Annotated in this window: 12 protein-coding genes; 4 read left to right on the plus strand and 8 right to left on the minus strand. The window is 32.6% G+C overall.

Annotation, left to right across the window (positions count from 1 at the left end; translation table 11 throughout):
* Positions 1-3: 3 nt before the first annotated feature.
* The 7 genes from TL18_RS00250 to hacA all read right to left on the minus strand — a co-directional run bounded on the left by TL18_RS00250 (position 4) and on the right by hacA (position 7,903).
* A complete protein-coding gene (locus TL18_RS00250) occupies positions 4-1,944 on the minus strand; it encodes a glycosyltransferase family A protein (protein ID WP_067039634.1) in 1,941 nt (646 codons plus the stop codon).
* The gene (locus TL18_RS00255) at positions 1,934-3,433 is read right to left on the minus strand and encodes a hypothetical protein (protein ID WP_067039637.1); all 1,500 of its coding nucleotides are present in this window, start codon (positions 3,431-3,433) and stop codon (positions 1,934-1,936) included. Before TL18_RS00255 ends, TL18_RS00250 begins: the two co-directional genes overlap by 11 nt.
* A gap of 233 nt (positions 3,434-3,666) precedes the next feature.
* A complete protein-coding gene (gene mmp11, locus TL18_RS00260; protein WP_067039639.1) occupies positions 3,667-4,608 on the minus strand; it encodes a methanogenesis marker protein 11 in 942 nt (313 codons plus the stop codon).
* Positions 4,609-4,616: 8 nt separating this feature from the next.
* A complete protein-coding gene (gene ribH, locus TL18_RS00265; RefSeq protein WP_067039642.1) occupies positions 4,617-5,033 on the minus strand; it encodes a 6,7-dimethyl-8-ribityllumazine synthase in 417 nt (138 codons plus the stop codon).
* A gap of 153 nt (positions 5,034-5,186) precedes the next feature.
* Positions 5,187-6,200 (minus strand): isocitrate/isopropylmalate family dehydrogenase, encoded by a 1,014-nt coding sequence (locus TL18_RS00270; RefSeq protein ID WP_067039645.1) that lies wholly within the window; start codon positions 6,198-6,200, stop codon positions 5,187-5,189.
* Positions 6,175-6,654 carry a 3-isopropylmalate dehydratase small subunit gene (locus TL18_RS00275; RefSeq protein WP_067039648.1) on the minus strand — a complete coding sequence of 160 codons (480 nt, stop codon included), beginning with the start codon at positions 6,652-6,654 and terminating at the stop codon, positions 6,175-6,177. Before TL18_RS00275 ends, TL18_RS00270 begins: the two co-directional genes overlap by 26 nt.
* A gap of 4 nt (positions 6,655-6,658) precedes the next feature.
* On the minus strand, positions 6,659-7,903 hold the full coding sequence (gene hacA, locus TL18_RS00280; RefSeq protein ID WP_067039651.1) for a homoaconitase large subunit: 1,245 nt from the start codon (positions 7,901-7,903) through the stop codon (positions 6,659-6,661).
* A 105-nt stretch (positions 7,904-8,008) separates the two neighbouring features.
* Here hacA and TL18_RS00285 point away from each other — a divergent pair, with 105 nt between their 5' ends.
* On the plus strand, positions 8,009-9,217 hold the full coding sequence (locus TL18_RS00285; RefSeq protein WP_369814525.1) for a DUF2264 domain-containing protein: 1,209 nt from the start codon (positions 8,009-8,011) through the stop codon (positions 9,215-9,217).
* Here the strand turns inward: TL18_RS00285 and TL18_RS00290 are convergent.
* Positions 9,214-10,452 carry a nucleotide sugar dehydrogenase gene (locus TL18_RS00290; protein ID WP_067039656.1) on the minus strand — a complete coding sequence of 413 codons (1,239 nt, stop codon included), beginning with the start codon at positions 10,450-10,452 and terminating at the stop codon, positions 9,214-9,216. The two genes, TL18_RS00285 and TL18_RS00290, sit on opposite strands and share 4 nt — an antisense overlap.
* 76 nt (positions 10,453-10,528) lie before the next feature.
* Here TL18_RS00290 and rfbD point away from each other — a divergent pair, with 76 nt between their 5' ends.
* The 3 genes from rfbD to TL18_RS00305 are packed head-to-tail and all read left to right on the plus strand — an operon-like array spanning position 10,529 to position 12,046.
* Positions 10,529-11,368, plus strand: coding sequence for a dTDP-4-dehydrorhamnose reductase (rfbD, locus tag TL18_RS00295; RefSeq protein WP_067039659.1), 840 nt, complete (start codon positions 10,529-10,531; stop codon positions 11,366-11,368).
* On the plus strand, positions 11,365-11,814 hold the full coding sequence (locus tag TL18_RS00300; protein ID WP_067039662.1) for a ribonuclease domain-containing protein: 450 nt from the start codon (positions 11,365-11,367) through the stop codon (positions 11,812-11,814). The genes rfbD and TL18_RS00300 overlap by 4 nt, the downstream gene beginning before the upstream one ends.
* Positions 11,815-11,833: 19 nt before the next feature.
* Entirely contained in the window at positions 11,834-12,046 is a 213-nt protein-coding gene (locus TL18_RS00305; RefSeq protein ID WP_231483618.1) for a barstar family protein, read from the plus strand.
* Position 12,047: the final 1 nt, after the last annotated feature.

The raw sequence follows: 12,047 nt of genomic DNA on the forward strand, positions 1-12,047 counted from the left end.
ATATCACTTTAATAAATCGTTATAAATTGAAAAGGCTTCCTCATAATTTTTTGTTATGAATGAATTAAAAATAGGAGTATTTTTTTTAGAAATTAAATATGGTTTGTCCTTAATAATTTTAAATAAGTCATAACTTTCATCAATAATTATTTTCATATCTTGCCGACTTAAACTAACATTTACTAATTCGTTTATAAAATAATTTAATTTAGTTGCTATTGTGCTTGTCCTTCTGTCTCTACTGAAATTGATTAAGTATAATTTATAGCATTCATCCATCACGTGAATATAATCAATTAAGTCTTGTTTTGTATATTTTAATGTTGCTGATTTGAAATTTTTATCAATACTATTTTTTAATTCAGTAATAACTGAGATTTCATCAATTATTTTTATATTTTTTGCTTTAAATAAGGTTTTTTCATTAAAAAGTTCTTGATGGCCCATTTTAAAATTATCGTATTTTAGATTATTTTTTAGTAAAAATTTTTTTCTGTAAAATTTATTTCCTGTGATTGGAGAGATTTTAAAAACATCCAGGTCTTTGAAACAATTTATCAGGGTTTTTTCTTTATTATTTAAATTTAAAAATTTCCAATTTTGACTTTTTGCGTTGTTGTTATGCAAATTTATGAAATTTGTTATTAGCATATCGCCATATTCGTTTTCCATGTTGTTGTAGGCTATTTCGCATATGTTATTTATGAAATAGTCCTCTTGGTCTAGAAATGTTATGTATTCTGTTGTTGTCGCTTTTATTCCAGTATTTATTGCAGCCCCTGCTCCTGAATGGATATCGAGAAATATTGTTTTGATGTTATTATATTTTTCACCATATTTTTTTATTAGGTCTATCGATGGTTGGTGTGTTGATGCATTATCTACTAGTATTACTTCAATGTTTTCGAATCCGATTGTTTGTTTTTTCAAAGAAGTTATGCAGCGATCAATATAAAAGAATTCGCAGTTATATACGGGAATAATAACAGAAATTAGATAATTAGATGTATCTGGATAAACATCATCTCTAAACATTATGGAATTTCTGTAAAGGTCTTCATTTTGATTAATAAGAACATCAAGATTATTATATATTAATAAATTGTATTGATTTATTAAATGTTGTAAATCATTTTTTGAAGTAGAATTTATGGATTTTAATTTATAAGAGTAATCATTTACATAAAACAGTGTTGATTCAGATAATATAATTCGTAATAATAACTCTTCATCGAAATAATAATCTTTTTTAAATGAAGTATTATATGCTCCAAGTTTCATAAGATGTTCTTTTTTACAAAATAGGATATTTGAGTAATTTAACTCATAATTGTCATTTGTTTTAATATTTTCAAAATTAAAATCATTTATTAATTCTATTTTATTATTTATTTTTTTAACATAATTGTTTGAAGCATAAACAAAATCATAAAAAGAATCAACTAATGAAAGTGATTGATCAAATGAATTTTTAGGAACCAATACATCGTAATCCATAATAGCAACAATTGGTGTGATACATTTTTTAATTGCTTCATTTATTGCATTTGGTTTGTTGAATTCATCATGTGACTGAGTGAATAATAAAGAAATGTCATCAAATTTATCTTCCCATTTGTTAAATATTTCATTCATTTTAGAATAATCATCTTCTTCAGAAATGATAATGTGTTTAACTCCAATATATTCTAAATATTGTAAAATAATATAAAAATTTTCCATTGCTTCATCATTGTCTTCAGAATATCTTACAGGAATAATAACTGTTAATTTATCATAATCTGGTTTGTTAATTTTTGGGTTACAAGAGATAAACTGATCCATTGAATAACTTTCTTTCGTAGATGCTTCTAGATGAATGTACACATTAAGTAATTCAGAATTAGATTTTAAGTTAAAAAAAGGCGCCTCCCTTCTTGGAGATAATTTATCATTATTTATCATATGCATCACCGGTTATTTCTTTAATTATCCCTTCTTTTTTTAATTTATCATCAAATCCTAGTTTAGGTATTCTTTTTTCATCATATCCATGGCAGACATAATGTGCTTCCGGAGTTAAAAGTTTAAACCATTTAAATTCTGATAATTCTCTATTATTTTTGAAATAAAATCCAACATCTAGCCAGTTATTTTTTATTATTTCATTGAATAATGTCCTGTTTAACTTTAACTTAGCACCATATTTAAATTTAAAAATTATATAAAATTGAGATAATAAAATTGAAAATCTTCGCTTTGAGCTCAGTAAATTTATAGAACGTTTATTATAATGTAATTTTTTATTTTTGTATTTTAATTGTTTATCCTTTGTTTTTATTGTTTTGTTTAATACCCTTCTTTCTTTTTTGAGGTCATTTATTCTATCGATTTTTGTTCTAATTAGTTTGTCTTTTTGTGTTGTTTGTTTGTTTTTTCGTGTTATTTGTTTGTCTTTTTCTGTTATTGTATAGTTTAATATCCTTCTTTCTTTTTTGAGGTCATTTATTCTATCGATTTTTGTTCTAATTAGTTTGTCTTTTTGTGTTATTTGTTTGTCTTTTTCTGTTATTGTTTTGTTTAATATCCTTCTTTCTTTTTTGAGGTCATTTATTCTATTGATTTTTGTTCTTAGTAAATCATTTAATTCTTCGTTATTTTCTCTGATTTCTATTAATAATTCTTTATTGATATAGTCAGTATCATTTTTAAAATAATCATCTGAATCTTCGGCCAAAGAATTCTTGACAATATTTTTTAAAAGGGTATGTTTTACATGAAAATTTATAAATTCATTGTTTAAATTTTTATTATTATAGTATTTTTTGAAAATATGATGATTTTTAAAGTAAATTAATAATATTCCTGTTTTACAATCAATTAATGTTTTTCCAATGTCTAATTCAGAATTTTCTATATAATCTTCAACAGCTGTTAAAACTCCATTTTTTGGAGTATTTTGGTAAATTGCATGATAAAATTCATCATCAATAACAAGATCATCATAAAGTCGTAATTTTTTCTCATACGTATTTTGATAACTAAAAGGAATATTATTAAAATGATAATAAGTGTCTCTTCTTTCATTAGGGAAAATTGAATTACATATAAAAATTAAAGGAAATTTATCACAATTTTTTTCAATAATATTTAATTCGTTATAAACTGTATACCAGTTGGGATTATCATCAATAAATATTGCATCATAATCTTTAAAATTAGTTAATTTATTTAAACTATCCTCATTATAAAAAGTGAAATTTACGTTAGTATAATCATTAATAATTTCCTCAATATTGATTTTTGGCTGTGAATCAATAAATATAAGTTCTCCACAATTTATCTGAGTATAACTTAAAATATATTTCATTAAATTTTCAGAGTTGCAGCCTAAAAAAATTATTTTTTTTACTTTAAAATCTTTCAATATCTCTATTATTTGCTTGTAATTCATGATGCACCGATTAAAAATTATTCTGAAAATTTGTGTAAAGTATACTGAAATTTGTGTAAAGTATACTGTATTATAAAACCGTTATTATTAAATGAATATTTATATGTGTTTGTTTTTTTATAAATGTAACGAATTTTTTCAAAAATGCAATATTATTCATTCTATTATCAATTTTGACTTTTTATTAAAATTTAATAAATACATTAAGAATCTGCATCAAAGGATGCAGATATCTAATTTTTTTTATCATATGCCTTAACTGCTTCTTCAACATCATTATAAAGACCTAAAGCAGCCAATGCGCCAACTTTTCCTTGTTCACCAGTAACGGCAATCAATGGTATATCCAATTCTTCTGCAACTTTTTCAGCAGTTTCGACATCCATCATTCCGGTTTTGGTGGCAATTGAATATTCCCTTAATTTTTCAGGGATATCCAAACCTTCCAAAATAGCTATTGCTGTTTTGTCGGATAAGGTATCGCGTTTGAGTATTTCAATAACCCTTTCAATCAGTTTTTCTTTGTTTTCGCTTTCAACAGCAAAAGTAAGGGCAATTGATACACAGTTTTGGGTTTTGTGAGGGTTATGTGGATATAGTTGGACAATTATATGGTCAATGTATTCAAAACCTTCGCTGGCAAGTTCAACACCTAAATTATGTGCCATAGTCCAGGTAGCTCCAGCATCTTTTATATCGGTATCATCAACACCGATAACTACTTTTTCAAGTTTAGGGGTCACTACAGTTGCCTTTCCGGCTTTTGAACCTCCTCCCACTTGAATAAGTTCAACATATTTAACTCCTTTTCCCATTCCTCTGCACATTCCAGCTCCAACACCTGCACCTGCAAGACCGGCATGGGTTACTTTGACTTCATCGCCGTCGACAATGATTTCGTCGATTCCTGCAGCATTGAAACTAGCTTTCAAATCCAGCGGTGCTGAACCAACATGACATGAATAAACATGTTTATTCCCGTCACGATAAGCTGAATCGATTAGTTCAGAGTTATTTCTGTATTGATTCAATAGCCAGTGAGATCCGGAGATGCATGGATGATATTCGACGAGTTCCACTTTATCTCCGTCTACCATAGTCAAGACTTTTTCGTATGGTGCAATCCATGGATCATTGAATTTTTCTCTTAATTCGTTAGGTTTTAGTATTTCCATGTAATCATCTAAATTTCTTTTAATCTATCGCACATTTTTACTGCAGCTTCAACAGCACCTTTTGCGTTTTTAACGCGTCTGTGAGCATCTAATCTTGTCATGCCCGGACCGGTAATACCGAGTGCTACTGGAGTGTCATATTCTAAAGCCAAATCAGCAATTTTACGTGAAGCATGTTGAGCCACGATTTGGTCGTGGTCAGTTGCACCTTCAATTACGGCGCCTAATGTGATAATTGCATCATATTCATCTTTTTGTAATAATTTTTTAATTACAAGTGGCATATCGAACACGCCAGGAACTGCAACTACCTTTGTGATTTCACAGTCTCTATTTTTTGCTTCCGCTTTAGCTAATTCTAGCATCATTTGAGTTATATCATAATTAAATTCTGCAACAACTGCTGCTATTTCGTATTTTACCATTTTATCATCCTCTTTTTTTGTTTACATTCCACTATTACTGAAAATTATGAGAAGGAATCCTGCAACCCCACTTACCACCATAATGAATATGATAAAAAGTGCTGCCAATTGCATTCTACTTAATTTTTTTAAATTCATATTTTTTATCTCCATTTAATTTTTTAGATTATTTTTAACTTCTCTAGCCAGTTCCATAGTTGTAGCGGAACCGCCTAAATCACCAGTTAATTTATTAGCGTCATTCAATACTTTTAAAATTGCCGCTTCAAAGTTTTCAGCAGCTTCATTTTCACCAAGATATCTAAGCATCATAATGGCTGAAAGCATCATAGCTATTGGATTGGCCTTATTCTGACCTGCTATATCTGGTGCTGAACCGTGAACCGGTTCAAAAAGCGCTCCATCTTCCCCAATATTGGCGGATGGAATTAAACCAAGTCCTCCAACGAGTCCTGCGCCTTCATCGGATAAAATATCTCCGAAGAGATTTGTGGTTACAATAACATCGAAGTTTTCAGGCTGTGTTATGAGATACATTGCTGTTGCATCCACATAGAAATCTTCAGCCTCTATATCAGGATATCTGCTTGCAACTTCGTAAAATATTTCTTTAAACAAACCGTCACTTTTCTTTAAAACATTAGCCTTATGAACGCCTGTAACTTTATTTTTATTGTTTTCTTTTGCATATTTAAATGCATAATCGATAATGCGCTCTTCAGCTTCTCTTGTGATAATACGCCTTGCTACTGCACCTTCATCAGTATAACTCTCTTCGCCAGCAATATATAATCCTTCTGTATTTTCGCGCACAATCATGAAATCGATATTGTCGTATAATGGATTTGTATTCGGATAGGATTTCACAGGCCTTAAATTGGCGAACATTCTCATTTCCTGGCGTATTTTAACAATGACGTCAGCTGCAGTTTCACCCGCTGCACCGAATAGACATGCATCTGAATTTCTAATCAGATCCAATGTTTCGCTTGGAAGTGCAGTTCCATTTTTTTCAAGGCATTCGTCTCCAGCTTCCGCATAAACATAATCGAATTCAATGTCTAAAGCATCTAAAACATATATTGCTGCTTCCATTACTTCTTTACCTATTCCATCACCGGGAACCACAGCAATTTGATATCTATCTTTTGTTTTTGAGGTATTCAATTAAACCACCTTGTTCCAATATCTCTAACATGAATGGAGGCAATTTTTTAAATTCAATGCTTTCTCCATTTTCATTTGTTATGGTAGCATTTTCCATGTCTACTGTTATCTCTTCTCCATCTTCTACAATTTTGCTAATTCCTGGAGCTTCTAGAAGTGGAACCCCTACATTTGTAGCGTTTCTGTAGAAAATTCTTGCAAATGATTCAGCTATTACCGCTGAAACGCCAACACCCTTTAATGCTATTGGGGCATGTTCCCTTGAAGAGCCACATCCAAAATTGGTTCCGGCAACAATGAAATCTCCTTTTTTGCATTTTTCATTGAATTCAGGGTCTAAACCTTCCATACAGTGTTGGGATAATCTTTCTTCATCAGTATAAATCAGGTATCTTCCTGGCACAATAATGTCTGTGTCTATGTCATTTCCAAATTTCCATGCTGTACCTTTCATATTATCACTCCGGAGCTACAATTCTTCCTTTAATTGCTGATGCTGCAGCAACAGCGGCAGAGGATAAGAAAACTTTTCCATCAGGGCTTCCTTGTCTTCCTTTAAAGTTTCTATTTGAAGTTGAAAGACTTGTTTCGCCAGGGCCTATTATTCCTGTATGCCCTCCAAGACATGGACCGCAGCATGGAGCGGATACTAGCGCTCCGGCATCTACGAATATTCTAATCAACCCTTCATCCAATGCTTTTGAATAAATTTCTTTGGATGCAGGAATAACTAACATTCTAGTGCCTTTGGCTATTTTTTTCCCTTTTAAAATTTTTGCAGCATCTCTTAAGTCACTGAGTCTGCCGTTGGTACAGGAGCCTATAAACACTTGGTCAATCTCCTGGTCGACTTCACTAACGGCTTTCACATTGTCAACATTGTGAGGGCATGCCACCTGCGGTTCTAAATCGCTAACGTCAATGTCAATCATGTTTAGTGAAGGTGAGTCCAAATCAGTTTTATAAACTTTATAAGGTTTTTTAGAGCGAGCTTCAACATATTCAATGGTTTTTTCATCAGGTTCTACCAGTCCGGTTTTTCCACCCATTTCAATTGCCATATTGCATAGAACCATTCTATCTGAAACACTCATGTTTGAGATTGTTTCACCTGCAAATTCACAGGCTTTGTATGTTGAACCGTCCGCACCCATTTTACCTATTATATGTAAAATCACGTCTTTTGCATAAACATTATCTTTTAATTTGCCTGTTATTTCAAATCTGTTTGTTTCAGGCACTTTTAACCATAAGTTACCTTCAGCAAACACCATGGCCATATCTGTAGAGCCTATTCCAGTTGAAAATGCTCCTAATGCTCCATGAGTACATGTATGTGAGTCGGCTCCTACAATAACATCTCCAGGAACTACATGACCTAATTCAGGTAGTATTTGATGACATACTCCTGCATTAACGTCATAAAAATTCTCAATACCTTGCTCTTCTACAAATTTTCTCATTAATATATGGTTTTTTGCTGAATCGATAGAGTCGGCTGGAACTTGATGATCAAAGGGGATAACGATTTTTGAAGAATCCCAAACCCTTTCAGCTCCAATTTTTTCAAACGATTCTACTGAAAGAGGGCCAGTTAAATCATGTGTCATTGCAATGTCAATGTTTGCAATAACTATGTCTCCAGCTTCTACATTTTCATTATTTGAAGCTTTAGCTAGTATTTTTTCAGACATTGTTGGCATATTTTTGACCTCTATATTAATGATAAATATTTATGAACAATAAAATATATAATCGTTGCTCAATTTTTTTAATATTTATATAATATGTTTAACAGAATATATTTTATGAGCATCTCATTTTTTAAAAGATTTAGAAAAAAAGAAACTCCTATAGTAGAGGAGAAACCTTCAGTTTGGGAAGATAGGATATATTGGGTTTCAAAATTACAAAAAATAACTTTCCCGGTCATAGCTAATCTTGCAAAGGGCACCCTTAGGAAAAATATGCCTATTGAGTCACAAAGCGGACAAGATCAGAAATTCGCATATTTTGGAGCATTTGCACGTGTATTTAATGGAATTGCGCCATGGCTGGAACTTGGTGAAGATAATTCTGAAGAAGGTCAAATTCGTAAAAAATACGCATTTTTGACTTTGAAAGCTATTTCTAATTCAGTTAATCCTAATAATAATGACTACATTTTTGTTGTAGAACCAAAACAATCTTTAGTTGATGTTGCTTTATTCGCACAAGGTTTGCTTAGAGCTAAAAATGAAATTTGGCTTAACTTACCTATGGGCATCCAGGCCAGAATCATTCGTGAATTGAAAAACACAAGAATAATTGCTCCTTATGAAAATCATTGGCTATTATATACAGCAATTATTGAAGCAACACTTTTAGAATTCACTGGAGAATGCGATAAACAGCGTTTAGTTTATGGTGTTTCTAAGTTTAGAGATGAATACTACCTTGGAGATGCGGTTTATTCTGATGGTGAAGACATGGATGTAGGTTATTACAACAGTTTGATTATCCATCCGATGCTCAATGACATATTGGCGGTAATGAGAAAATATGGACTTCAGGATGGAGAGTTTCTGGATATTCAATTAATGAGGTCTTCAAGATTGTCTTCTCAACTCGAAAGACAAATTTCACCAGAAGGCACCTATCCTCTTTTAGGTAAATCATTGTGCTATCGTTGCGGTGTTTTACATTTGCTTTCTCAGGCGGCCTTACTTAACATTTTACCAAGAAACATTAATCCTGCCCAAGTCAGATCCGCTTTAACAAAAGTCATCAAAGTACAATTGGGTAATGATAATAATTTCAATGAAGACGGATGGTTAAAAATGGGACTTATAGGTCCTCAAATAGACATTTGTGATGAAGATGTTAATACCGGAAGTCTTTATTCATGCTGTGCAGTATTTTTACCTTTAGGTTTAGATGCAAACGACAAATTCTGGACTGACCCGGCTGCTGAATGGACTAGCGTAAAAGCATGGAGAGGTCATCCGGTGCAAAAAGACCAAACAATAAATTTTTAATTCAATTCATATAAGTTCCCGTAATTATATAATTTAATTTCGCTTGGAACTTCTTTTATTATATTTTTTGTATCAAATATAATCGGATTTTTCATATTCTCTTTTATTAAATTATAATCCATTGATTTGAACTCGTTATGGTCGCATAAAACCAAAATCAAATCAGCATCTTTAGTCGCTTCATCCAAGCTTACAAAATCAGGATTTTCAATATGCGGGTCATGAATGTCAATTTCGTAATCGCTGCTTAGTTTTGCAATTATTTCATAAGCTGGGCTTTCCCTGTCGTCTCCGGTATTTCCTTTGTAGGAAACGCCCAGGACAGCTATTTTTCCTTTTGAAATAATTTTCCTCACATATTCACATACAAAATCAGGCATTGAATTATTTGTGTCACGTGATAACTTGATGATTTTAGCTGTCTGCGGAGCTTTTGCATAAATGAAGTAAGGGTCAATTGCAAGACAATGTCCTCCAACACCTGGTCCAGGGGAATGAAGATTTACTCTAGGATGCTTGTTTGCCATTTCAATCACGTCAAGTGCATTTACTCCAATTTCAGCACAGATTTTTGCAAGTTCATTTGCAAGGGCAATGTTAACGTCCCTGAAGGTATTTTCCATACATTTTGATAATTCAGCGGTTTTTGCTTCGGTCAACATCAATTCCCCTTCTACGAATTGTCCGTAAACTTCACTGGCTTTTTTTGAACATTCCGGTGTCACGCCGCCAATGATGCGGTCATTATGGATTAGCTCTTCAATTATCCTTCCTGGAAGAACTCTTTCCGGGCAGTGCGCAAGGTATAGGTCTTCACCGATTGTAAATCCTGCATTTTCAAAAATAGGTTTGATTACTTCATCAGTAGACATTGGAGCTATTGTGGATTCGACAATAACCGTATTTCCTTTTTCTAAAAAGGGTATTATTGATTCGCATGCAGTAATTACATAGCTCAAATCACAGCTGTAGTTTTCAACGACATATGGAGTCGGAACGGTAATTATGAATGCATCGGCTTTTTGGGGAGTTAGACTAGCAGTATATAATTTGTTTTCAACAGCGTTTTTGATAATATCAGATATTCCAGGCTCTTCAATATGGATTATTCCCTTATTTAAGTTGTCAACTATTTTTTCGTTAATGTCAACGCCGACCACTTCACAGTTGTTTCTGCTGAAAAGTGCGGCGGTCGGAAGTCCAATATAGCCCTGACCAATAATGCATACTTTCATGATATCTAACTCCGTCTTTTAAATATTACATATAATATATATTTAAACTAATATTAAAAGTTTTAAGAGGTTATTTATGAAGATTTTAATTACAGGTTCTAATGGAATGTTGGGGCATGATTTGGAGAAAGTCTTGAAAAATAAGCATGAATTGATTCTTACAACTTCAAAAACATTGGATATTACCGATGAGGACGTGGCATTGGATGTCATCTGCAACGAAAAGCCTGACATTGTTATTAATGCTGCGGCATATACCGATGTTGACGGTTGTGAAGATAACCAGGATATTGCATATGCCGTAAATGGCCAAGGTGTGAAAAATCTGGCGGTTGCCTGTAAGAAAGTCGATTGTCCATTGGTTCATGTCAGTTCAGATTATGTATTCAATGGCGAAAATACCATGCCATGGATTGAAACTGATGAAAAAGGACCAATCAGCGTTTATGGCAAAAGCAAACTTGAAGGGGAACAGGCAATTTTGGAAATAATGGATAAGTTTTTCATTGTAAGAACCGCATGGCTATACGGAATCAATGGGAAAAATTTCCCAAGAACCATGTTGGAATTGGCTAAAAGTCATTCTGAAATAACTGTTGTTTATGATGAGGTTGGAACACCCACATATACGCTTGATTTAGCCAATGCCATTTCAGAACTGATTGAAACGGATCTTTACGGTATTTATCATATTACAAATTCTGGAAGCTGCTCCTGGTGCGAGTTTGCAAGATACATTTTTGAAATTGCAGAAGTTGACGTCAATGTCATTCCCGTCACAGCTTCAGAATTTGCAAGGCCGGCTCCTAGACCGAGCTATTCTGTCCTGAATAATAAGAATTGGACTGATAACGGCTTCAAACCTCTTAGAGATTATAAGGATGCTATAATTGAATATGTTGAGTTGATAAAATGAATAGAAAAGTAGTTTTGCTGATTGCATTAGTCGTTTTCTTGTTGGGTATTGGTGCTGTAAGCGCAGGATTTTTTGATTTTTTAAAATCCGGTGATGATACAAGTGACGTTAATATAGTTGAAGACGGTCAATATTGCACAGTCAATGAAGTTTCTGCCTATATTAAGCAGTTTCACAAGCTTCCAAGCAATTATATAACCAAAAAAGAGGCTCAAAACCTTGGATGGCATGGTGGACCTCTCAAGAAATATGCGCCCGGAAAAAGCATTGGGGGAGATGTATTTACCAACAGGCAGCATGCGCTTCCAGGCAGTGAATCCAAATATATTGAATGTGATATAAATGCAAACGGAACCAGCCGTGGGGCGGAAAGGATAGTTTACAATACCGGAGACTTTAAGGTGTACTACACATCCGACCACTATAAAACATTTAAAGAGGTATAAAATGCAGCTTGATGGCAAAATGATAAAAAAAGATGGGCATGATTATTTGATGAAGGCATTGAATTTCCCGGAATATTACGGAAAGAATTTAGATGCACTATATGATATTTTAACCGAAATGGATTGTGAAATCGAATTGATCAATTCAGAAGAGGTTGATAAGGATATTATTGACACTTTTAAGGACGCAGCAAGTGAAAATGATTTTCTTAAATTTGAAATATTATATTAAT

The organism is Methanobrevibacter sp. YE315 (genome assembly GCF_001548675.1).
In the GTDB taxonomy this organism is placed as follows: domain Archaea; phylum Methanobacteriota; class Methanobacteria; order Methanobacteriales; family Methanobacteriaceae; genus Methanocatella.